The sequence below is a fragment of the Shewanella schlegeliana genome (genome assembly GCF_016765635.1).
GTDB lineage: Bacteria > Pseudomonadota > Gammaproteobacteria > Enterobacterales > Shewanellaceae > Shewanella > Shewanella schlegeliana.
The window spans coordinates 383072-404972 of the sequence record NZ_JAESVD010000003.1 but is presented as its reverse complement, the minus strand read 5'-3'; the positions used below and the strand labels follow the sequence as shown (position 1 = coordinate 404972).

Annotated in this window: 21 protein-coding genes and 1 riboswitch; of the genes, 12 read left to right on the top strand and 9 right to left on the bottom strand. The window is 44.1% G+C overall.

The features are described 5' to 3' along the window. The first annotated feature begins 28 nt into the window (after window positions 1–28). On the top strand, window positions 29–532 hold the full coding sequence (locus JMA39_RS07230; protein ID WP_202721152.1) for an ACT domain-containing protein: 504 nt from the start codon (window positions 29–31) through the stop codon (window positions 530–532). 461 nt (window positions 533–993) lie between these two features. Beyond that, entirely contained in the window at window positions 994–2634 is a 1641-nt protein-coding gene (locus JMA39_RS07225; protein ID WP_202721151.1) for a BCCT family transporter, read from the top strand. Window positions 2635–2876: 242 nt separating this feature from the next. On the opposite strand, the gene JMA39_RS07220 is transcribed toward JMA39_RS07225, so the two are convergent. Further along, on the bottom strand, window positions 2877–3233 hold the full coding sequence (locus JMA39_RS07220; RefSeq protein ID WP_202721150.1) for a hypothetical protein: 357 nt from the start codon (window positions 3231–3233) through the stop codon (window positions 2877–2879). 580 nt (window positions 3234–3813) lie between these two features. Here JMA39_RS07220 and JMA39_RS07215 point away from each other — a divergent pair. Then, window positions 3814–4470 carry a Qnr family pentapeptide repeat protein gene (locus JMA39_RS07215; RefSeq protein WP_202721149.1) on the top strand — a complete coding sequence of 219 codons (657 nt, stop codon included), beginning with the start codon at window positions 3814–3816 and terminating at the stop codon, window positions 4468–4470. Window positions 4471–4557: 87 nt separating this feature from the next. Here the strand turns inward: JMA39_RS07215 and JMA39_RS07210 are convergent, their stop codons facing one another. Next, on the bottom strand, window positions 4558–5550 hold the full coding sequence (locus tag JMA39_RS07210) for a hypothetical protein (protein ID WP_202721148.1): 993 nt from the start codon (window positions 5548–5550) through the stop codon (window positions 4558–4560). Window positions 5551–5829: 279 nt separating this feature from the next. Here JMA39_RS07210 and JMA39_RS07205 point away from each other — a divergent pair, with 279 nt between their 5' ends. Then, the gene (locus tag JMA39_RS07205) at window positions 5830–6813 is read left to right on the top strand and encodes a tetratricopeptide repeat protein (protein WP_202721147.1); all 984 of its coding nucleotides are present in this window, start codon (window positions 5830–5832) and stop codon (window positions 6811–6813) included. Between the two features lie 121 nt (window positions 6814–6934). Here JMA39_RS07205 and JMA39_RS07200 read toward each other — a convergent pair whose 3' ends face one another. Beyond that, window positions 6935–8599 (bottom strand): ammonia-forming cytochrome c nitrite reductase subunit c552, encoded by a 1665-nt coding sequence (locus JMA39_RS07200; protein WP_202721146.1) that lies wholly within the window; start codon window positions 8597–8599, stop codon window positions 6935–6937. A gap of 829 nt (window positions 8600–9428) precedes the next feature. Between JMA39_RS07200 and JMA39_RS07195 the strand changes: the two genes are divergently transcribed. Further along, window positions 9429–9833, top strand: a complete 405-nt coding sequence (locus JMA39_RS07195; protein ID WP_202721145.1) for a hypothetical protein — start codon at window positions 9429–9431, stop codon at window positions 9831–9833. 137 nt (window positions 9834–9970) lie between these two features. On the opposite strand, the gene ppnP is transcribed toward JMA39_RS07195, so the two are convergent. Then, window positions 9971–10252, bottom strand: coding sequence for a pyrimidine/purine nucleoside phosphorylase (gene ppnP / locus JMA39_RS07190; protein WP_202721144.1), 282 nt, complete (start codon window positions 10250–10252; stop codon window positions 9971–9973). A gap of 319 nt (window positions 10253–10571) precedes the next feature. Here ppnP and JMA39_RS07185 point away from each other — a divergent pair, with 319 nt between their 5' ends. From JMA39_RS07185 to JMA39_RS07175, 3 genes are all read left to right on the top strand, one after another. Beyond that, complete coding sequence (locus tag JMA39_RS07185; RefSeq protein ID WP_202721143.1) at window positions 10572–11738, top strand: BamA/TamA family outer membrane protein; 1167 nt, start codon at window positions 10572–10574, stop codon at window positions 11736–11738. Window positions 11739–11740: 2 nt separating this feature from the next. Further along, window positions 11741–12538, top strand: coding sequence for a hypothetical protein (locus JMA39_RS07180; RefSeq protein WP_202721142.1), 798 nt, complete (start codon window positions 11741–11743; stop codon window positions 12536–12538). 676 nt (window positions 12539–13214) lie between these two features. Further along, a complete protein-coding gene (locus JMA39_RS07175; RefSeq protein ID WP_202721141.1) occupies window positions 13215–14750 on the top strand; it encodes a TerC family protein in 1536 nt (511 codons plus the stop codon). Window positions 14751–14823: 73 nt separating this feature from the next. Here the strand turns inward: JMA39_RS07175 and JMA39_RS07170 are convergent, their stop codons facing one another. Continuing rightward, a complete protein-coding gene (locus tag JMA39_RS07170; RefSeq protein ID WP_202721140.1) occupies window positions 14824–16194 on the bottom strand; it encodes an NCS2 family permease in 1371 nt (456 codons plus the stop codon). 108 nt (window positions 16195–16302) lie between these two features. Then, a riboswitch (purine riboswitch) is annotated at window positions 16303–16402 on the bottom strand. Between the two features lie 224 nt (window positions 16403–16626). Between JMA39_RS07170 and JMA39_RS07165 the strand changes: the two genes are divergently transcribed. Next, window positions 16627–16902, top strand: coding sequence for a hypothetical protein (locus tag JMA39_RS07165; RefSeq protein WP_202721139.1), 276 nt, complete (start codon window positions 16627–16629; stop codon window positions 16900–16902). A 90-nt stretch (window positions 16903–16992) separates the two neighbouring features. After that, window positions 16993–17964 (top strand): toxin-antitoxin system YwqK family antitoxin, encoded by a 972-nt coding sequence (locus JMA39_RS07160; RefSeq protein ID WP_202721138.1) that lies wholly within the window; start codon window positions 16993–16995, stop codon window positions 17962–17964. Between the two features lie 113 nt (window positions 17965–18077). Here the strand turns inward: JMA39_RS07160 and JMA39_RS07155 are convergent, their stop codons facing one another. Both JMA39_RS07155 and JMA39_RS07150 read right to left on the bottom strand, forming a co-directional pair. After that, the gene (locus JMA39_RS07155) at window positions 18078–18329 is read right to left on the bottom strand and encodes a DUF2999 family protein (protein ID WP_012278807.1); all 252 of its coding nucleotides are present in this window, start codon (window positions 18327–18329) and stop codon (window positions 18078–18080) included. A gap of 341 nt (window positions 18330–18670) precedes the next feature. Further along, window positions 18671–18832, bottom strand: coding sequence for a hypothetical protein (locus JMA39_RS07150; RefSeq protein ID WP_202721137.1), 162 nt, complete (start codon window positions 18830–18832; stop codon window positions 18671–18673). A 66-nt stretch (window positions 18833–18898) separates the two neighbouring features. Between JMA39_RS07150 and JMA39_RS07145 the strand changes: the two genes are divergently transcribed. Beyond that, complete coding sequence (locus JMA39_RS07145; RefSeq protein WP_202721136.1) at window positions 18899–19039, top strand: hypothetical protein; 141 nt, start codon at window positions 18899–18901, stop codon at window positions 19037–19039. A 128-nt stretch (window positions 19040–19167) separates the two neighbouring features. Then, a complete protein-coding gene (locus JMA39_RS07140; protein WP_202721135.1) occupies window positions 19168–19842 on the top strand; it encodes a Bax inhibitor-1 family protein in 675 nt (224 codons plus the stop codon). Between the two features lie 338 nt (window positions 19843–20180). On the opposite strand, the gene JMA39_RS07135 is transcribed toward JMA39_RS07140, so the two are convergent. Next, on the bottom strand, window positions 20181–21212 hold the full coding sequence (locus tag JMA39_RS07135; protein WP_202721134.1) for an HlyD family secretion protein: 1032 nt from the start codon (window positions 21210–21212) through the stop codon (window positions 20181–20183). Then, complete coding sequence (locus JMA39_RS07130) at window positions 21209–21520, bottom strand: Mg2+ and Co2+ transporter (RefSeq protein WP_202721133.1); 312 nt, start codon at window positions 21518–21520, stop codon at window positions 21209–21211. Before JMA39_RS07130 ends, JMA39_RS07135 begins: the two co-directional genes overlap by 4 nt. Between the last annotated feature and the right edge of the window lie 381 nt (window positions 21521–21901).

Below are 21901 nucleotides of genomic sequence, written 5' to 3'. Positions count from 1 at the left end.
TGTTCTTTTGTATTGAGGGAGATTTCATATGAAGAAGACTTTTGTTACCACTGTCAGCGGTGTGACTGAAGCTGGCATCATCAAATCATTGGCTGAGATCACCCGTAAACATGGTGGTGAATGGCAAATGAGTAAGGTCATTAAACTTGGCGGTCAGTTTACCGCTCTGTTTGAGATGGCTATCGAGGTTGAGTCTCTGTCTCAACTTGAGTCGGACTTTGAGACCCACTTTCCTACACTGTATTTCTCCTACGCCCCAGCCCCTGAGCGAGCTTCTAGCACATACCAAAGCGTCAAATTGCTATTTGACTGTAATGACCGTCCCGGTCTAACACGAGATATAGATAATACTTTGGCCGATCTTGAGGTTGAACTGGAATCGTTGGAGAGTCACCGTTTAGCCGTTATAGGGTTAGGTACAGCAGTTTTTTCTTCAACTTTAAAGCTTGCCATTCCTGAATCTATCACCTGTGAGAAAGTGATCGAGTCACTTGAAGGTTTAGGTAGTGATGTGAGAGTGAGTCAGATCTAACTGGCTTCTCTATTCTAGAGTTTGTGCATTCAAGTCTATGAATGCGCAGCTCTGAGATAGCTTATATTTAGTAACCATATTCTTAGTCTGCATATCTTTAGCAAGCCATAGCCGTACTGGCTACGGTTGAAGTCATTTATACACTTTCCCACGAAGCTCTAATTTGCCATCTAATTTGCCATTAGTGCGACCAGTATGGTGACAGATTAAATGCTTGATATGATGTTGAAAGTGAAATAATTCACTACTCTCTAATATTGGCTGCGACTTTCCTGTTACTTAGCTCGATTTTATTCCTACTTTCGAATGTGTTAAAATATCGCCCCTTTTACAGCCTCAACCTTTACAAAGTCGCAAAATGTCTTTGCAATAGCCGAGGAAAATTCACCGACTCAGCGCAAAATATGTCTTGAAAAACAGGCTTATATTTAACTGCTGACGATGACAAAAGCGAATACTCAATGTCGAATTTGACACAATCTGTTGATCGTAAATCAACGGATGAAAACTACCTTGCTGCCCATCCCCCTGAACAAAGTAATGCATCAACCACTAACGCCTTTGCTAGTCCTGTACTCTGGTTAAGTGGCGGCTTTCTTGTTCTCTTCGTACTGCTTGCTGTTTTCGATACCTCAGCGCTATCCAACGTCATTCAAGTTGGATTTTCAAAAGTAACCCAATGGTTTGGCCCTTTTTGGCAAGTTCTTTTGCTGGCTAACTTTGTTATTGGTCTCTACTTAGCCTTTGCCAGAACTGGCGATGTCACCCTAGGTAATCGCAAGACTCCTGAAATCGATACCTTTAAATGGTTGGCTATTATTCTGTGTACCCTGTTAGCCGGTGGTGGCGTATTTTGGGCGGCTGCAGAGCCTATTGCTCACTTTGTCTCATCGCCGCCCTTTTATGGTGAAGCACAGGGGCGCACCTTGGCGATCAATGCCCTGTCACAATCTTTCCTGCACTGGGGCTTTCTTGCATGGGCGATCCTCGGCAGCTTAGCCGCGATCGTGTTAATGCATCTGCACTACGACAAAGGTTTGCCATTACAGCCACGCACCTTGCTGTATCCCATTTTTGGCGACAAGGCGCTTAAAGGCTGGATTGGTACCTTAACTGATACCTTCTGTATTATTGCTGTGGCCGCCGGTACGATTGGCCCAATTGGCTTCCTTGGTCTGCAAATCAGCTACGCACTTAATGCACTATTTGGTGTGCAAGACACCTTAATCACCCAGAGTCTAGTGGTGTTGTTTGCTATCGCCATGTATACCTTGTCGGCATTGAGTGGCCTTAGCCGTGGTATTCAGCTCATTAGTCGTTACAACATTCTACTTTCTGCTGCACTGATCATCTTCATTCTGTTATTTGGCCCAACTAGCTTTATCGTCGATGGCTATATGCAGGGCGTGGCCAGAATGGTCAATAATTTCGTGCCTATGTCACTCTACCGTGGCGATGCCAATTGGCTAAGTTGGTGGACGGTATTCTTCTGGGGCTGGTTTATTGGTTATGGCCCTATGATGGCTATCTTCATTGCGCGAATTTCTCGCGGCCGCACCATTCGTCAATTGCTCCTGTCTATTTCGATTATTGCGCCGCTGATCACCTGTTTCTGGTTTAGTGTTGTTGGAGGTTCAGGGCTTGCATTCGAGCTGGCGGAGCCCGGTGTGATCTCGGCGGCATTTGAAGGGTTTAATTTGCCTGGCGTGTTGCTGGCGATCACCTCACAGCTGCCAATGCCAACGCTGATTGCGATACTGTTTTTGATCCTCACAACCACATTCATCGTCACTACAGGTGATTCGATGACGTATACCATTAGCGTGGTTGTCACTGGTTCTACTGAGCCGAGTGGAGCGATGCGCGCGTTTTGGGGAGTATTGATGGGACTGGTTGCTATCGCATTGATTGCGATGGGCTCGGGCGGGATCTCCGCTCTGCAATCCTTCATTGTGATCACAGCAGTACCGGTATCTTTTATTTTGTTACCTTCACTGTGGCAAGCCCCTAAAATGGCTAAAGCGATGGCGGAGCGGCAATTCGGTAAGCCATCATTAAGCGATTCACCAGCAACGACTGCACAAGTAAAGTCATCTGGCTAAGTGTGGATTGTTGCTAGTTGGTACGTATGTGAGTTAGCTTGAATTTTTAAGCCCCGGTATGAACAGTACCGGGGCTTTTTTCCGCCGATAGTTGTGCATTTTCAGGTTAGCGAGTCTTTTAGTAAAAGGTGATATTTCTTGGCGACACCAGCAGCCATCTAGCGTGGCTTTAGATAGAAAGTGGGGCTGTTTATGGTGGAGCGTAAGGAGGGATAACTCTAGGTCTGCACTAATTACGCTGACTACATCTCTTGCGTGACGGTACACATACCTGTAAAGGCTTTTTGGTCAGCAACTTGCACTGTGGCAAGCAGTTGGTGGTTAGCTAATGGGTATTGGGTATAAGAGATATAGGTTGGGGTCTCACTGATATCTTGACCGTTAACGCCGTCTATTCGATAAATATTATCGAATATGGGGGATTTGCAGCTGTCGTTAATCTCCACTAGAAATTGGTTTGAGCGCATGATCAAGATATTTTTCATGATGACATCATCGCCTCCTTGTACTTTACATATGAGATCTCCGGCTTGTACTACGCTACTCATTGCTGCGATGCTGATGGTTGAACCTATCAAAAGTTTACTCAATATATTCATCTAATCCTGCCTCATTTATTTGTTAGCAGTCTGCATTCTTACAGAGAAAATTTGCAGTACCGCTAGGCTGACTCTCTAATATGAGCACCTAATTCGAGTACGTTATGACGAGTATTTAGGATTAACTCACAAAGGCAATAATAGTAGCCCCTCTTGTGCTGTCAATTTTGCGAATGTAGTGGGGCTGCTGCGAAGGGAGGGCTGCCGAAATGAGTGAATGAGGTCGAGTCATATTTGAAATACCTTTGTTATCCGTTTTGATAAAACCGAATATTTAGCCATAACTAAGGATATTTAATCCTGTCAGTGGGATGTTGTTTCTGAAACGGCATTGTCTCTAACGCTCAAATCTATCTGCTTGGCCTTCTGTAAGCGCCTAGGTTTAGTTAAAGTTTTTTCTTGCCCTTCGCGTCTTCATTAAAAATTTCACCAAGGTCTAAGAGCCATTTTGGCGCCTTAAAATCGCTTATAGCGCTCAGGTTAAGCTGTTGATATTTAAGGTTTTGTTTTTGTTGGTTTCTCAGGTTTTGAATGTTAGTCTCCGATTTCCAGATTTGGTTTTATGTTGCAAGAGGCGATAATGAATAGAATAGATGAGCAATTCGAAGGGCATGATTTTAGTCATCAAGACTTGAGTGATTCACATTTTGAGCGGTGTAAGTTTTATAACTGTCATTTCAATCATACCGATCTCAGAGACAGCCGTTTTGTCGACTGCTCATTTATCGAGTCGGGTTCATTGAGTGGTTGTAATTTTGACTATGCTAACTTGCAAGATTCGAGCTTCAAAGGTTGCCAGTTATCTATGGTGAATTTTACTGGAACCAATTGCTTCGGTGCGGAGTTTAGAAACTGCGACTTGAAGGGCGCTAACTTTTTTAAGGCGAGTTTTGCCAATCAGATCAGTCGACAAGTCTATTTCTGTTCTGTGTATATTACTGGCTGTAACTTGTCTTACGCTAATTTTGAGCGTCAATGTATCGAGAAATGCGATCTATTTGAAAATAAATGGACTGGCGCGAATTTATATGGGGCATCGTTTAAGGGCTCTGATTTGAGTCGGGGCGATTTCTCCAGTGATGCTTGGGGACAGTTTAATGTGCGAGGCTGCGATCTTTCTTATGCTGAGCTATCAGGGTTAGATCCAAGAAAGGTCGATCTCAGTAATGTCAAAATATGCATGTGGCAGCAGGAGCAGCTATTAGCGCCTCTTGGGGTCATTGTTGGAGCTGACTAACAGTTTCAGTTTGTGTGGCTCGACAGGATAAGGGCTTGCCGAGCGGTATACAGAGCTCGGCTTGGCTATCTAGATTTATCTACGAGGTTAAGCTGTCATCGCTCTGACGTCTCTAGCGTAAGCCATTAGGTCAAATTTTCTGAGGTGCTCTGCAGCGCTAGGTGAATCGTGCTCGACGACCTTCTCTGTTAAGTAATGCCAAATCTCCTCTAAGCTTTCGGCAATCTCATCTAATGGTAACTCGGCACCTTTGGCGACTAAGTTAGTCAGTACAGCTAGGTGTGTTGGGCCAAAATCGTTTTCCAATACCACATATTCCCAATTAATCTCTTCTACGGCTTGTTCGCTCGGTAAGTAGTTTTTGGCAATTAATGGGTGAGATTTGAGTAACTCTGGCGCAAGGGCGAAAAAGGCGATAAATAGCGAACCATAGTCGGCCGCGCAACTGTTATCGTTAACGCGAGCATCTAAATCGGCGCCCTTAGCCAGCAGGGTGTTGATAATCTGCTGATTTTTATCTTCAAGTTCCGTTTCATCGGGCTCATGGCTTAGTATTGCGGCGCAGGTGGTGGCTAATGCTTGGCGGGAAAACGTTTGATAGTGGCCGATTAGAAACTCATATAGCTCATACTCAGGATCGTCATTGCCATCGTACACATGCTCAAGAAAGGCGTTATGATCCAACTCGAAACCCAGCTCTCGCAAGCGCTTTATCATGGGCAGGAAAAAGTCATTGCTAAGTTCGTACACCAGCTCATAGTAAGGGCCTACAGGGGCATCTGCAATGGTTAGGCTGCCGTCTCGTGGGTAACGTTCAAGAATGTCGAAAAGCGCTGCGGTTTTGCCTAGCCATTGTTGGTGATGCCAGTCATGCATATGGTGTTCTTTGTCGCAATATAGCTGGAGGAAGATATCCTCATCACTGAACACGCCAGCGGCTCTGAGCTTATCGATTATGGCGATGCCTTGTTCATCCTCATAGATACTGTCGAACTTACTTGCGGCATCATTGGCTTTCAGCCATTCAAAGTCATTAGCTGCTATATATTGCTTTAGCTCATTCATTCCACGGATCGACATCGTTACTCCATCATTTAATTAGTGATATTTGTCAGAGGCTTACTAGTCGTTTGAGTTTATATAAAATTCAAATATAGCCCTATAGCAAACGCTGGGTTTTATGAGCCGTTAGCCATTTATTTAACGACTTGCTCAAGATGGTGGTTATTTGCTGATTCTGGCTATCATCACAGGAGTAAATTGGTTATGTTGCCCGCCGATGAATACGGCAGTGAGCAGTTTAGCTATTACTTATAGTTGTTATTTAAGACTTTTTGTACTTTGCTTGTGGATGTGTTTATGCGGATATTTTGTCTCCCTCTACTGACTACACTTGTTTTAACGGCTTGCAGCAGTCAACAACAGCAGGTTGATGTGGCGGTTAAGACGCCTATTTTTGATCCTTGGTGTGATTATGCGGTAGCGGGGCTCGCCGATAACGTGTCTGAGCAATGTATCGATAATGCGACACAGGGGGATGTCGATGCAGCCACCAATCTGGGGTATCTGTATGCCAAAGGTATTTTGGTAAAGCTTGATAAAAAGCGTGCGATGACTTTTTATCGCATTGCGGCTGAGCAAGGCATGCCAGAAGCACAATATTCGTTAGCCGAGATGTACCGTGGCGGCGCAGCAGGAACACCTGAGCCTAAATTAGCACGCTACTGGTACGAGAAACTGGCCAATCAAAGCCATTCTTTGCAACCGTCACAGCCACAGCCGCTTCGTTACCAAGCTGAAGCGCAGTTTATGCTTGGCCTAATGGATATGGAGGGCAATGGTGGTGAACGTAACTTTACCCAAGCCATGAAATGGCTAAAGTTAAGTAGTGGCAATGGTCATAGCGAAGCGCCCTATGTGTTGGGTAACTTCTATTTAGATGAATATAACCAGCCTCAGCAAGCACTTAATTGGTATCTGCTCAGTGCTGAGCGGGGCTTTGCTCCGGCGATGCACCAACTCGGTATGGGATATATTGAGGGGGCATTTGGTGACGTGAACGTAAGCAAAGGTAAGTTGTGGCTGAGGCAAGCGGCAGAACTTGGCTTAGCCGAGGCGCAAGTCGATATTGCGACACTGGAATATAACGGATTCAATGGCGAGCCTGATTTTATCAAAATTTATGTTTGGTTAGCGGCGGCGAGTTCTCAGGGCAATGAAATCGCTAAACAGCGACTAAAGCTGATAACCGCTAAGCTAAGTGAGCAGCAACTAGCTCAAGCACAAGCGATGAGTCAGCGCTGTATCGGCAGTCAGTTTCACAACTGTGAGATAAGCCAATAAGTAGGACGAGGATTCTGCGGTGCCGATATTGATTGCGATGGTTAGCAGAGATGAAAAAATGCCGGTCTGTGGGAGAGACCGGCATTGCTCGAGATGATGCTTTATTGGACTAGATTATGACCTAGTGCAGTGTTGCTGGCCATTCTTTCTCAACGCGCTCCTTAATGAACTCTTCTTTATCAGCTTTCATCGCTTCTAAGTTAAGTCCGGCAAGAGGTTGCACCTTAGCTTTAGTATCGTACTTAGTTGCATCATACGCATAATCAGCATCATACTTAGCAAGCAAGGCATCGGCTTCTATTATTGCCGCATCCAAGATAGTATTTGCTTTGTTTAGCAAGCGCTTAGCTTCTGCTGGGTTATGAGCAAAGATACCGTGAGAAGCGGTTGCGCTGTCCCAGAACCATTGTGCATTACGTACCTTGGTCAATAGGCTGGTCATTTCATTGGCGAGTGTATTATCAGCCGCAAGTGCCGCCTCATAAGCCGCTTTAGCTTCGCCAATCGTCTTACCCGCTTCTAGACCTTGGATACCGTTGGCAGCCCAAATTGCTTGTGCTTTGAAGTGTGCTTCCGTTAGGCGAGGATCTGTTCCGTTGGCTGTAAAACGTAGTTCGTTGATCTCGGCTTTACGTTTTTCAAACTTAGACTCGAACGCATCGGCATCGTGACAGCCTGTACAGCTTTCAGGTAGCTTAGTGGCATCGAATGTCACTTTATGGTTTGAGTATTCAACGCCATCGGCATTGTTAGCCTTAGGCATGTGACAAGTATTACAGCTGAAATCTAGATGATTACCCATCATGTGGTCAGTTCGATCTAACAGATTCTCATACTCTGGGTGCTGTGCTTTTAATGATGGCGCACCTGAGATGGCGTTAGTCCAATCTTTAAAGTTCTTTTCATCATAGAAAGCCAATTGCGCTTCAGCGGCAAAGCCCTTATACAAGTCATCATTACCTTTGTAGTCAACAATATTGGCATAATCGGTTTCTACACCAGGCACCCAATGATCCCATGGGTAGCGAACTTTCTTAGAGTCTGTACCATCGAAATAGTATTCAACATGGCACTGAGCACAAGTCTGGCTCGCTTGGCTGTCATGATTTTGTGCAGTAAAGGTCATGTCGATCGCATCCATAGCGCGAGATGCATAAGGACGGCTGAGTCGTAGGCTATTCTCACCTAACTCATGGCAATCAGCACAACCAATAGTGTTAGACATCTCTTCGCCCCACACCGACCAGCCATTATCTGCAAACTTACCTTCACCGACCTCATCATACATACGTGAAAGGTCAGTTGTTTTACATGACCAGCAGCTTGCTGCCATTGCTTCACCAACCACTTTACCATCGTGACCAACCATTGGCGCACCTGTACGTAGGGTTTTAATGATATCTGTTAGTGCGAAGTGGTGGCCTCGAGCTCGATTATAGTCTTTAGCAAAACCATAGCCTGCCCACGCGCTGACTAGATTAGGATTGGCTTCGAGTAGATCGGTTGGTACACCTGACGCTGGATTGCTTTCAGCGGTTTGTGCCCAAGTTTTGTATTGTTCTGGGAAGCTTTCCTCCCAGTTATCACTGTTGTAAAAGTCTGTCTCCTCTGGTGGCGTGACAGGAGGCTCGACTGGCGGTTCGACTGGGGGAACAACAATACATTCATTTGTAGCTGTATCTAGCTCAGTGCCATCAGGACAGACTTTAGTTTTATCATCGTCATCACTACAAGCCGATAATGCGGCCATTACTGCAACTGCGATTGCAAGTTTTTGTAATTTCATCACAACTCCTAAGTTTATTGTTTTATAAGCTTTTCTTATTTCTTATTAAATTACGTCTAGTGCGGATTTAATATTTAAATATGGGCTTGCTTTATTTCATTCTCTGATAGTTGGTTTGTTTTTGTTATTTGTACAATAATGTATTTGACGTTTTTATTATTATCATGGGGCTGGTTAATAAATAACTTTTTATTGGTTGTAACGTGAGTGCGATCAATAAAATTTTAAAACTTTGTTATGAAAAGGATAAGAAAAATCTAACTAATACCTCTATAGGTATACCTATAAGTGGGTATACTGTAAGCTTTGCTGTTACAGGGTTTGCATTATAAGATGTTGTTCTAATTTAGTGTGATCGATTTTTGTGCTGTTTTCATCTAGTCATTTGTTGTTGCGTCTTTGTTGGTAGTTTTGTGCGTTGCTATTTGTGGTGTTTCCATGGTGGAAAATGGTTTTGCATTTATTTTGATATTTGATTTGATATTTGCTTTGGTTATTGTTTGTTGAGCTTTAAATGTTTTTTTTGATGGGAGTTTGAACTGGTTGGGGTTGCTGTTTTTTATAATTTATTTTTTAATTTGTTTTTTTAATTTGTTTTTAACTTTAGTCTGTTGTGCTTTTTGTTGTTTTGTATTAGGAGGAGGTTTTAATTGGAGTGTTTGTAATAGGTTTAGTGCGCTAGTTTTATTAGGTTTAATTAATATGGCAAATTAGCTGAGGCGTCGTCAGTGCGGTAATTTAATGGTTTTTAATCTATGACTCAGGTTCATTCATTATAGTGGGGAGCATTTTTGTATGTACTTCAATCGTTATAAGAGGGATTTGTACCTTGGATACACTAAATTCAAATTCGAGTCGTCGTAAGTCTTGGATCGTTTTCGGAGTCGTCACTTCTATAGTGGTTTTGTTCGCGGCTCTAGTAATGGTGATGCCAAAAGGTTTTAAAGCGACCCATGAAGAAATCGGTACTGGTAAGCCAGCGCTGGTATTTGTCTATGATGCCGGTCTTGCGGTGAGTAATAGTCAAACTGAGCAGATGAATGAAGCCCGTGATTACCTTGGCGATCAAGTGCACTTTCTGATTGCGAGAATGGGCACGCCTGAGGGAGACAAATTGATAGCGAGCTATCATGCCGACTCGGCTGAACTTTTACTCTTTGATCCTGCAGGGCAGTTAGTGAAAAGGCAGCACGCGTTAAAATATGCTGGAGAATTAGTGCAGTGGGTGCAGTAGTCAGTTTTAATTGATGATTTCACCGCAGACAAAAAACCATCCACTTTAAGCTGTTCAGTTCATTACTGATGAGGCGAATAATGGATGGTTTACTTGTTTTACGGCTAACTTGTTTAACGGCTGAGCTAAGTGCTTAATTAGCCGTAGATGCAAAGGTAAGCTGTTTGGGTCTCGACCTTTACTTGGAACTTGGCATTGCCGATAACATCAAACTGCTGACCAGCGTTAAAGGTTTGCCACTCGCTTTGGCCTGGTAGCATGACCGTTAGTGCACCTGAGATCACTTGCATCACTTCTGGTGCTGCAGTACCAAACTCATACTCGCCAACTTCCATTACGCCTACCGACGCGGGTTTGTCGGCACCTGCAAAAGAGATAGACTTTACCTGACCTTCAAAATATTCATTTACAGCTAACATTATTCTTCCTCGTGATAAGAATGTTGAGCACGGCCAAACAGCCTTAGTTTAGGGCCCGCGTCTCAACGGCGGGATAATATATCAATTGTGTAAGTTCCAAAAATAAAACTTGGCTGTGATTACAGGTGGGCACGAAGTGGCTTGCACAACTCGATAGAATGCACCATGAACTTTGGCTGTTTTACGAGTAAGTGAATAACTTATCGGAAACTCATGGCTGATTAATCCTTAATCAAAAAAAGTCATTGTTGAATGCGCTTGTAGTGGTAGAATGCCGCCCCTTAATTCCCCATTATCTTCGTTACTGATTAGAGTATTTATGAAACGGATTTTATTGTTAACTCTGTGCGCTTTTTCAAATTTGGCTGTCGCAGTAGAGCCTTTATTTGACACCCCTAAAGATATGCAGCCGACTTGGGTCGACGACATCTTATCAGTGTTTGGTGCCGATGGTGAGTTTGACGAAAGTAAGCCTATCGATATGAGCTACTTACCAACGGCCTATTACACACCAGAGAAGAAATTTGGTGTGGGCTTGTTGATGGTGGGGTTATATAAAACCCATGGTTCGGCGAGTGAAGAGCAGCCATCATCCTTGGTGTTGAACTCATTTGTATCGATGAATAACTCTTACGGCGTCGAAGTTGAGAATATGACCTTCTTCAACGGCGGTAAGCAGCGCTTACTACTGGGATTAGAGCTACATAACGAAGCTGCTGTGTATTACGGCCAAGGCATAGAGCAGGGCAATATCGATGCCAATCACCATGAGTTTGAGGAGCAACTATATAGCTTCAAACCACGCTGGATGACGGAAGTTGCCGATAACTATTTCTTAGGTGTAGGGGCTGATTTTACCTACGCCAGTGCAGAAAAATTAGCGCTGGTTGAAACTGGACTACCTGTCGATTCGGCGGATATTTTACCCAATAACTTCAGCTCGGGTGTGGTGGTGACCAGCATCTATGATTCTCGTGATTACCGTTTAAATGCCACTAAAGGCTGGTTATTTCAAATTGATGCAGGCCTGTATCAAAACGATGAGTACTCAAGCTTTTCGACCTATGATCTTGAGTTAGCAAATTATATCGACTTGAGCTCAACCTCTCTGTTGAGCTCTGCGCCAGGGCTTATCGCATGGCAAGTGCAGGGACACTTTACCGATGGCGATGTACCTTGGAACATGTTACCTGATTTAGGTGGCTCAGGTGCGATGCGTGGCTACATTAAAGGTCGTTACCGTGACAAACAGATGATGATGGGACAAGTTGAATATCGCTTACCTGTGTTCCAACGCTATGGCATGGTGTTCTGGGGCGGCGTGGGTAGCGTGGCGTCAAAGGTCAGCGATCTTAATGAGGAGTTGTTGACCTCTTACGGCACAGGTTTCCGATTTAAAATCAAAGACAACATTAACTTACGTCTCGATATTGGCGTGGGTGAAAACGAAACTAACTTCTACCTTAATGTGAACGAAGTATTTTAATCATGATGGGTTTATTTGCTCGAGTGTCTAAGCGGATCGCGATGAAAGTGTTAGGGCTCGCTTCTATGTTAGCTTCTATGCTCGCCTCTATTTTAGTGCTGACTCATAGCGCATACGCGACAGAGAGCGAAGCTCAAAAACTATCGCTACAAACACCAGAGCAGTGCAGTCGTAGCGGTGATTACGATATTTATCTCAGTGGTATTCATACTGGTACCATGAGTCGCACCGAAACCTGGTCTGGTAAAAGCGCGGTGGTGACCTCAAACAGTCAGGCCAGTATTCTGGGGATAGGCACTCAGTACCAGCAAAAGGCAGAGTTAGTTTGGTCAAATGAAAGCCGTGAATGGATCACCGAAAAGTTTCATCAGAAGGTGACAGGCTTTCGCGCTAGAGATATGCAGGCCAGCTTTAGCGATAACGGCCGTGTATCGAAGGTGGAGGTCGACGGTGATGTAGAACGCTACAGCTCAGATGATACTGCGCTGCGAGATGTGGACACCTTGGCAATTCAAATTCGAGAATACCTACTGCAAGGGCGACAGCAGTTTCGCTTAATCAGACAGGCTTCAGATGCGATAGAGCCATATCAATTCTATGTGCAAAAACCACTGACAAAAAAGATTAGCCACTTTGGCGAGTTAAGCTTAATTCCGGTTAAGCAAACCGGTTCCGAAGAGGTGACCTACTACTTTGCGCCAGAGTTGGATTATCAGCTTATCCAAGCCCGCTATCATGGCATCATACTTCACGGCCTTATCGAGCTTAATCGATACAGCTCTACATGTAAGGAAGGCTAGCCACGTAATCGATACAGCTCTATTTCTCGAAAGCAGTAAGGAAGGCTAGCCACGTAATCGATACCGCTCTATTTCTTGAAAGCAGTAAGGAAGGCTAGCCACGCAATCGATACCGCTCTATTTCTCGAAAGCAGTAAGGAAGGCTAGTCACGTAATCGATACAGCTCTATTTCTCGAAAGCAGTAAGGAAGGCTAGCCACGTAATCGATACAGCTCTATTTCTCGAAAGCAATAAGGAAGGCTAGCCACGTAATCGATACAGTTCTATTTCTCGAAAGCAGTAAGGAAGGCTAGCCACGTAATCGATACAGTTCTATTTCTCGAAAGCAGTAAGGAAGGCTAGCCACGTAATCGATACAGCTCTATTTCTTGAAAGCAGTAAGGAAGGCTAGCCACGTAATCGATACAGTTCTATTTATCGAAAGCAGTAAGGAAGGCTAGCCACGCAATCGATACCGCTCTATTTCTCGAAAGCTGTCAGGAAGGTTAGAGCCGATAATTTTATCGGCTTTCTATCTGTTTTTAAGTCTTAAATTACAAAGTTAAAGTTTAATTAATTATAGATTTTCTGGTTTCTCCAATATAAATGCACTTAATTAATTTTAATGCGTTAAATTTTAGGAGCTATTGACCAAGCTGGAGCATAGGCGACAGTTTTGGAAAATGAAAAAACACGATGGAATTTTTGCTTGAACCACAAATATGGATTGGCTTAATTACCCTAATTATTATCGAGATCGTACTGGGTATCGATAACCTTGTCTTTATTGCTATTTTAGTAAAAAAACTCCCACCTGAACAAAGAGATAAGGCAAGAACTATCGGCTTGTCTCTGGCGCTACTGATGCGACTAGGTCTGCTGAGTATTGTGTCTTGGTTGGTAACGCTGACCCAGCCTCTGTTTAGTATTTACGACTTAAGCTTCTCGACCCGAGATCTGATTTTAATCACAGGTGGTCTGTTCTTGTTGTTTAAGGCGACCCATGAGCTACATGAACGCTTTGAAGGGGATATGCATCAGCAACAAGGTGCTAATGTGTATGCAAGCTTTGGTGTGATTATTGCCCAAATCCTTGCGTTAGATGCAGTGTTCTCACTCGATTCGATTATTACAGCTGTCGGTATGGTTGATAGCTTAACCGTGATGATGATTGCCGTCATAATCTCTATGATTGTGATGTTGTTGGCGTCTAAGTCGATCACTAACTTTGTTAACGCGCACCCGACCGTTATTGTATTGTGTTTAAGCTTCCTATTGATGATCGGCTTTATCTTGGTTGCCGAAGGCTTCGGATTCCATATTCCGAAAGGCTATCTGTATGCTGCAATTGGCTTCTCTATCTTGATTGAAATGTTTAATCAGATGATTAGTTCGAGCCATGCAAAGCATGCTGAGCGCGTGCCGCTGCGCCAACGTACCACTGAAGCGATTTTCCGACTAATGGGCAATAAGCACTACAAGGTTAATGATGACGATGACGGTAGTGAGTCTGCACCAGTGAGCTTTGGTAATGCCGAGCGCGAGATGGTTACCGGCGTATTGTCTCTTTCAGAACGAAATGTACGTACCGTCATGACCCAAAGAAGTGAGACAGTTTGGTTAAATACTGAGGACTGCACCGATAAAATTAAGCAGACGATTAAAAATAGTCGCCATCAAAATTTCCCTGTGTGTAGTGGCTCGTTAGACAACTTAGTCGGTATTGTGCGCAGTAAAGACTTGCTGCTGGGTATTGAAGCGGGTGAGAACTTAGCAGATATTGCTGCTGCTTTCCCAGCGTATATCGTGCCAGATAGTATCAACGTCATTCGTCTACTCGATGGGTTTAGAGAGTCGAGAGCGGGGATGGCGGTATTGGCTGATGAGTTTGGTAGCATTCAAGGTATTGTGACCCTACATGATCTGCTTGAATCGATTGTGGGCGAGTTCCCTGATATTGGTGAGATCCCAGAGATCAGCGTATGCAATGATGGCTGGTTAGTTAAAGGTTCTACTTCGTTACATGACTTAGAATCTCGCCTAGAAACCATAGGCTTGATTGATAAACAGCAGGAGTACATCACCGTAGCAGGCTTATTGTTGGCCCTAAATTCAACCATTCCTAAGGTGAGCGATGTAATTGAATTTGCAAAGCTCAAATTTGAGATTGTTGAAGCCGATGACTTCAAAGTCTCAATGGTAAAGGTAAGTTATCTAGATCCAGTGAGTTAGATTTTATCTTGTAAAGAAAAGGGGCCGTATTTTACGGCCCCTTTTTTATGTGCTTTGCAGTTATTTATCTAGCCTACAGCATCACTAAGTAGGCGATAAAAATCAGTGATAAGCCATAGATGATTGGGTGTACTTCGCGGCCTTTACCTGCTACGACCATGGCAAATGCGTAACTGATAAAGCCCATCGCCATGCCGTTGGCTGGAGAGAAACTTAAAATGGTGAACATCACGGTGAAGAAAGCGGCAATGCACGATGGTTTATGATCCCAGTTTATCTGGCCTAAGCGGCCAACCATATAAATACCGACGACGATCATCGCAGGTGCCACGATGGCGGTAGAAAACATGGAAAACACTGGGTAGCAAAATAGTGCTAGCAGGAATAGACAAGCGGTAGCCACCGCGGCTAAACCGGTTTTAGCGCCTTGAGCCGAGGCGATGCCTGACTCAGAAAACGCCGTGATAGAGGTGGTGCCTAACACGCTACCAATAACCGTGCCGCCCGCATCGGCAACAAGCGCAGAGCGCGCATTCGGCACTTTGCCATCTTTATCGATAATACCTGCATCTTTACCCACACCAACAATGGTCGATAAGCCATCGAAGAAGTCGACGATAAAGAAGATGATGACGATAAACAGCAGATCAAATAGCTTATCGACGGTTAGAAACTCAAAGTTGAACACCTTACCAAAGCTCGGCTCTATGCTTGGTGGCACGCTAAACCAATTTTCAGGAATAGGCGCATACTGAGTGCCAAGTACTGCATCACTGATGAGCGTCAGGGTGATTGAGGTCATAAAGGCGATAAACGTTGCCAGCTTGATATTGCGTACCATACAGCCTACCGCGACAAACAGACTGATAAAGGCGATGGCAACCTGTGGCTGGGTGATGTCGCCCATGCTGACGAGCACCACTGGGTTGGCAACGATAATGCCAGCATTTTTAAGTCCGAGGAAGGCGATAAACAGACCTAGAGACACAGTGATGGCGAGCTTGAGATCCTCTGGGATAGACTCAATCATCTGCTTGCGGATCTTAGTCATCGAGAAGATCAGATACACGATACCCGACAAGAAAATACCGAATAGCGCTTCGTGCCAAATTAGCGCTACAGAGCTTGAGGCCAGCATGCCCTTGAAGAAGCCATTCATGCTCATACCCGGCGCTAACATCACAGGGTAATTGCCGAAAAAGCCCATTATCAAGGTTGCAAGTGCGGCTGCTAGTGCGGTGGCGGTAAAGATCGCGCCCTTATCCATCCCCTCAATGCTACCTAAGATCGCCGGGTTGACCGCCAAGATATAACTCATCGCTAAGAAGGTAATAAAGCCAGCATAAAGCTCGGTGCCAACATTGGCATTGCGCTTAGAAAGTTGGAAAGTATTTTCCATATAGCGGGACTGTCCCGCACGTTGAAGTAAGCTAGAGATCGCCACAGTGATGCCTTATTAATGTTTATTGATGCGCTAATTTTTTAAACGCTAAGGGTTCAATAAATTTATTGGCGAATACCACTGGGCTGCCAAGTGTTTTAGACCTTTGGCAGTGGACGGTGATTGGGCTGTAGTCACAAGATTAGGTCTTGTGGTAGAGACTTCTGGACCAAATTTCCAGCGATATACAGCACAATAAATTGTTGGCGCGGATTGTACGCAGCTGCCGATAGTGCGCAAGCATCATTGGGGGATATGTGCAGTGGATCAAGTTTTTACTGAAAAAGAAGCCGTAGAAATTGATGGCAACTTATCTAGCTAACTTATCTAGCTTAAGTTATTGCGTGAGGCAATCCACATAAAGAAAGTTGCTCTCCCACTAATGACTGGTTTTCATCTAGGATGCGGCTAGCATTTTAGTGAGTTTATAATTCTATGAAAATATTAATGATTACAGCCAGTATTGCCACAGCAATACTGCTGTCAGCATGCAGTAGTAAAACCTCTTCTATCGAATGTGACACTTTTGAGCGCTGCTATTTATTGACCCTGTTTTCGGCGCAACAATCGGTGTTAAGTCATACAGAGTTCAGTGAGTTAAAAGTGGTGATTGCAGTCGATTATGACTCAGAGCAAAGTAATCAAGTACAAACTAAGGTTAAAGAGTCGAGCGGCTTTGCGGAGTTTGATGCGTTTGCCAAGCGAGAGTAACAAGATTCAGTAGAGGCGTTACTGCCTATTTTAGCGACGCTGTCAGAAGAGGAACAAGAGAAAGGCGAGTCATTCAGTACTGATTTCATTATGAAAACGGCCGATTACCCCGTTGAGCCCAAAGTCGAGCCAAAGCCTGAATTAGTTGAGGATTTTCATGACAATGGCCAGCTGAAGATCCGCGGCTATGAGCTGCGTGGTGACAGAGTTGGTCATTGGCAGACCTTTTATGAAGATGGCACGCTGCGTTATGACGAGCACCATCCTGCCGGAATAAGAAAGCGATTTTATGAAAATGGTCAGCTCGCACAAGAGGGCTATTTTGACGAAGGTCTCGAGCAGGGCGAGTTTAAAGATTACCATAAGAACGGTAACCTAAGAGCTGTGCGCAACTTCAAAGATGGTCAGATAGTCGGCTTAGGTGAGGCGTATTCTGAAGATGGCACGCTAGAGCAACAGGCCAATTTCGATGCTAAAGGTAATGGCACACTACAAGAGTTTTGGCCTAATGGGCAGTTGAAGTGGCACAGTGCGGTTATTGCCGGAGAGCGCAGTGGTGAGCAGAAGTATTATGACCGACAAGGTCAGCTGGTGGTTGAAAAGGCGCTCGTTGCCGCCAAGGTGTTCCAACAAAGTATTCGTGATGGCGATATTGATGCCTTTATGGGCTTTATTTTGGATGAAGAGATTTTTTATGAAGGGGCCCGAGTAGGTTATAAACGCATCATTTGGCAGTTCACCGAAAAAATGAAGTCTGGGGCGTTTAGTCAAGACCGAGCGACCTTTACAGAGCAGACTCAGATGTTTATGGATGGTGATGAGTATTACGCTTATTTGCCGGTGCAGATAGAGACCCCAACCGCTGAAGGCGTGATGGTTCGAGAGTCAGCCTTAGTGGGCTACTCTACTGATATCGGCAAAAGCTGGAAGTTTGTCGATGCCGCTGATGGTTACGATGTGGTTGATGCCGTGCTGTTTAGTTTGCCAAGAGAATTGAGTATTCCGCTATTCCCAGAGCCTAAATTGCTTGATGTGAAGAGAAATCAAAATAGCGTCAATTAGGGCAATAAATAGCAGACAAAAAAAGAGTAAGCGAAAGCTTACTCTTTTTTTGGGGCACAAATTGCTAGCATCTGTCGCTAGGTGCTTTTGCCGCTAATTATTGCCGGAGCTAATTATTGTTGTAGCTGAGCCTTGGCCGCTTCAACTTTCGAGAAATCTAAGCCTAGCTCTTCAACGGCTTCTTTAATCAAAGCTGGGTTTTGCATAACAAGACCCATAAGCTGTTGTAGCTTCTCTGGAGGAATGCCTAATTGGCCGATAACAGCCATCGCCATCATTGGGTTCTCTGTTAAAGTTTGGAACAGCTCTTTAGCTTGCTCGTCACTGACATTGTGCTCTTTTAAGATCGCAAGAATCGGGTTCATTGCATTACCTTTGCTTGATGTGGAAAGTGAATTGGCGCTGATTCTAGCACTTTTCTGCACCTAACCTTCAATTAGATTGTGTGATGATCTTGCCGACTCAGTTAGGGTTAGGTTCTTTTGAGCGATAAATCTATATCAGTTTCAGAGACAGTTTCAGAGCGGAGCCATTGGTAAGTGTTATTACGAGACATTGAAGACAAGCGATAGCCGTATCGCTACATTGGTTGTGCTGTAGCAATATGGCCTCTTTAATAGTCTTCACCGAGTATTAGACTGCTTAACCAGCCTCATTTACTCCTCACTTTCCGCTTTTTCATGCTTACGGGCTAGTGGAACTCAAGCTAATCTTCAGGGCTTTCATGGTACTCATGTTGATCTTTGCTTGGCTTGGGGGCATGAGGTTCATTAGGGTTTTTCCCCAATTTCTTCTTATGCTCAAACTCTGCAGAGTGTTGTTTGCCATGGTCTGGCTGTCTTCGGGTACTGTCGTGTGATTTGCTCATATTTACATTCTCAACTAGTTCGACTGAGCGTGATATTTACGCCTATGATACATAGTGAAGTATGGCATGGAATCGGGCGTTCAGATGGGCAACTGCCATCGATATAAGAAAGTGATCTATTCAGTTCTGCTTTTACTGCCATTAGCCTCACCACTGCAAACGTTAAAATCATCGGCTATTTTTATGTTGATTTTGGATAAGCTATAACCAGTTAACCCTTTATTTGTTGACCTATTTTGCAAATTGAATATTTGTTTATATTGCAGAGTATCAACTTTGGCTAAGCTCCGCGGCATTTGGCGGTATAACCGCATTATTGCTAGGAAATAGCTTACATGGAAAAGTCACAAGCAGGCCTGAGTCATTACTTGTCTGGGCTGTTTTTAAAAGATAGACAGGTTAGCAAGCGGGTATTCAACTTAGTGATTGGCTTAGTGTTAATCTGGGGATTTACTACTAACTACCTGACAGTTGTTTACTTTCCGACAGAGTGGATTAATAGTATTAATCCTTGGTTTATTTTGATCGGTTTTTTGGTATTTTCTACTCTAGGCTTTCTGATCATGTTTCGTTATGAAGCGCCATTATATAGCTTTTTAGGCTATAACATACTCACGTTAAGCGTCGGTTTATTGCTTAACTTGTGTTTACAACAATTCTCCTACAGTGAGATTGTAACAGCGATTCAATACACCGCGACGATTACCTTGTTAATGATTATTACTGCGACGCTGATGCCGAATCTATTTATTCATTTTGGTAAGGTGCTGGCAGTGATCACGGGTTGGATTTTGGTGATTGAGCTGAGTTGGTTATTCATATTTGGCCATAGCCATGAGGCTATTCACTGGATTGTAGCAGCTTGCATGTGTGGCTATATTGGTTATTTCTGGGCTAGTGCTAGTAAATTCGGTGATACATTAGATCAAGCGATTGATTTTGGTGGCATGCTTTATATGGAGATCATTAACCTGTTCTTACGTATATTAGAGCTGATATCAAAGAAATAAGTTAAGGCTTATACCAGTCAGTATAAATATTTAGTCACTCTGCGAGAGTTTAGCGGCTCTGAGGCAAGGCAACTAGTGAAGAGCATAGTTGAACTAGGTTCAAGGTCCCTCTTTATTTATTAAGAGTCACAGCATCAGAATCGCTAAAACTCGCCATTCTGGAGCATTTTTGGCTGCCTACTTCTGCGTTGATTAGCTTTATAAGGGAATAACCATTATTGCAGCTACTCGCCTTGAATTAGTTTGCCAAAAACTGCTCTGAGTCGATCAAATTCTTGTACTGATTGGTATTATAGCGCTAAAAAAGCACAGCTTAAGCTGTGCTTTTTTGTCAATCACTATAGTGGATTAAGGTAAGCTTTCACTGCGGTCAATCGTACCGTTGCCCCGCCAATGATGTCGAGAAAGCCTAGCAGTGACGATGGCTTGTCGGCGCTTATCCAGGCTGAGCCCGTCGCGCCAATAGGCAGCATCGCCATAGTGGCGTCATCGACCTCAAGCACTACGGTTCGCCCCACAGGCATGGAGCCTAAGTTGATGTGGCGTGACACCATCTGCTCACGGGGTAAGATATCGCCCTGTGCTTCACCTGTAGCTTCTACTTTACTGTGTACCCTAGCTCTAAATATTTGACCTGGGTAGGCGTCAATATAGAACTCGGCAAACTGCCCCGGCTGAATATAGGCGAAGGATTGGTCGGGAATGCGCATCTCGACAAACTTACGCCCAGTATCCCAAAGGTGCATGGCACCGACTCGTGAGCCATCGGCGATATAGACATGGGTGACCATGCCATCAAACGGCGCACGAATTTCGAGCCTTTTAAGCTCAAACTCTTGCTTTCTTAGCTGGGCGTATTGCACCTCTAGCTGTGCGTGTTGCACCTTAAGCTCGGCTTTAATTATCTCCACGTTATCTTCGGCGTTTTCTAAGTCACGATCACTAACATGCTCGCCAAGATTGGCTTTACGTTGATGAGTACGCTGCGCTTGGGCCAGTTTGACCTCGGTAGCTTCGATGCTGCGTTTAACTTCGTTAATACGTGCGTTGACCTCATCGATGGCGCTACTGACCTTGTCATCCACTAAGGTGTAGAGCAGGTCGCCTTTGTTTACGTGTTGGTTGTGATCGATTGAGATGGTATCGATCTGTTGGCCAATCGCCGGTGACAAAATGGCGTGTGGCGCGCGCACTGTGGTGGAGTTGGTCAGATCCGCTGGTGAGTAGAAACGATGAGCTAAGAATAGGGTCATCGCAATTAAGCAGCCAACAAATACGCTGATAAAGTAGTTTCTAGGTCTGGATTTAACGACTTTAAACTTGAATAGTAACCAGACGATAAAGATATAGGGCAGCATTATCTCTTTCATGCGCGCGTCCCCCTAATCCACTCTTGTACCCTGTCCCAATCGGTCACGATGGCGATAACGGCCAATACCCAAAGCGGTTTCCAAAACAGGCCTAGCATACAGAGCCAGAAAACCAGTTTGGCCTGCCGCATGCCGCGTTCTTTGGCTAAGTATTTTGGTAATGAGTGTAGGTGCCAAAGTTTTAGTGCTACCCAGCTGACTATCCCTAAGGTGATCAGGGTGACGACCCACATAAAGGCAACAGATTCGAGCAGCAGCATTACGCTAGGGAGGTTTTCGTAAGTTAAATTGGTGTCATGGATCTTCATTCAACTCTCTTAGATAACTAATCATTAGGTTAAAAACATGAAATAAACTGACCGCAAATATTAGCTTTTCTTAGCTGAACCCCAGTTGAACTCTATGGGCGGTTCTTGAGATTTGTGCCAATAAATAGTGATTGCGCTAACTCATATCAATAATCTGACATTTTTAGGTTTGGGTTATATTTTTGGCGTTAATTTTGTCAAACTATTTTTAATGGTTACTTTTATTGTATAACTCTGGCATTAGTTGCTTTTAATGTTGGTTATTGTATGTTTTGTTTTATTTTTATCTCTCTTTAATCAGTATCTTAGTTGTCAATATTTTGTCTTTTGTGGTTTTAAGGTGTTTATTGCTGTTAGCTTGGTTTTTGTCGATATATTTAG

Excerpts from the sequence above, each read along its gene's own strand:
- JMA39_RS07230 (WP_202721152.1), top strand. The coding sequence starts at position 29 with ATGAAGAAGACTTTTGTTACCACTGTCAGCGGTGTGACTGAAGCTGGC.
- JMA39_RS07225 (WP_202721151.1), top strand. The coding sequence starts at position 994 with ATGTCGAATTTGACACAATCTGTTGATCGTAAATCAACGGATGAAAAC.
- JMA39_RS07220 (WP_202721150.1), bottom strand. The coding sequence starts at position 3,233 with ATGAATATATTGAGTAAACTTTTGATAGGTTCAACCATCAGCATCGCA.
- JMA39_RS07215 (WP_202721149.1), top strand. The coding sequence starts at position 3,814 with ATGAATAGAATAGATGAGCAATTCGAAGGGCATGATTTTAGTCATCAA.
- JMA39_RS07210 (WP_202721148.1), bottom strand. The coding sequence starts at position 5,550 with ATGTCGATCCGTGGAATGAATGAGCTAAAGCAATATATAGCAGCTAAT.
- JMA39_RS07205 (WP_202721147.1), top strand. The coding sequence starts at position 5,830 with ATGCGGATATTTTGTCTCCCTCTACTGACTACACTTGTTTTAACGGCT.
- JMA39_RS07200 (WP_202721146.1), bottom strand. The coding sequence starts at position 8,599 with ATGAAATTACAAAAACTTGCAATCGCAGTTGCAGTAATGGCCGCATTA.
- ppnP (WP_202721144.1), bottom strand. The coding sequence starts at position 10,252 with ATGTTAGCTGTAAATGAATATTTTGAAGGTCAGGTAAAGTCTATCTCT.
- JMA39_RS07185 (WP_202721143.1), top strand. The coding sequence starts at position 10,572 with ATGAAACGGATTTTATTGTTAACTCTGTGCGCTTTTTCAAATTTGGCT.
- JMA39_RS07180 (WP_202721142.1), top strand. The coding sequence starts at position 11,741 with ATGATGGGTTTATTTGCTCGAGTGTCTAAGCGGATCGCGATGAAAGTG.
- JMA39_RS07175 (WP_202721141.1), top strand. The coding sequence starts at position 13,215 with ATGGAATTTTTGCTTGAACCACAAATATGGATTGGCTTAATTACCCTA.
- JMA39_RS07165 (WP_202721139.1), top strand. The coding sequence starts at position 16,627 with ATGAAAATATTAATGATTACAGCCAGTATTGCCACAGCAATACTGCTG.
- JMA39_RS07160 (WP_202721138.1), top strand. The coding sequence starts at position 16,993 with ATGAAAACGGCCGATTACCCCGTTGAGCCCAAAGTCGAGCCAAAGCCT.
- JMA39_RS07155 (WP_012278807.1), bottom strand. The coding sequence starts at position 18,329 with ATGAACCCGATTCTTGCGATCTTAAAAGAGCACAATGTCAGTGACGAG.
- JMA39_RS07150 (WP_202721137.1), bottom strand. The coding sequence starts at position 18,832 with ATGAGCAAATCACACGACAGTACCCGAAGACAGCCAGACCATGGCAAA.
- JMA39_RS07145 (WP_202721136.1), top strand. The coding sequence starts at position 18,899 with ATGGAATCGGGCGTTCAGATGGGCAACTGCCATCGATATAAGAAAGTG.
- JMA39_RS07140 (WP_202721135.1), top strand. The coding sequence starts at position 19,168 with ATGGAAAAGTCACAAGCAGGCCTGAGTCATTACTTGTCTGGGCTGTTT.
- JMA39_RS07135 (WP_202721134.1), bottom strand. The coding sequence starts at position 21,212 with ATGAAAGAGATAATGCTGCCCTATATCTTTATCGTCTGGTTACTATTC.
- JMA39_RS07130 (WP_202721133.1), bottom strand. The coding sequence starts at position 21,520 with ATGAAGATCCATGACACCAATTTAACTTACGAAAACCTCCCTAGCGTA.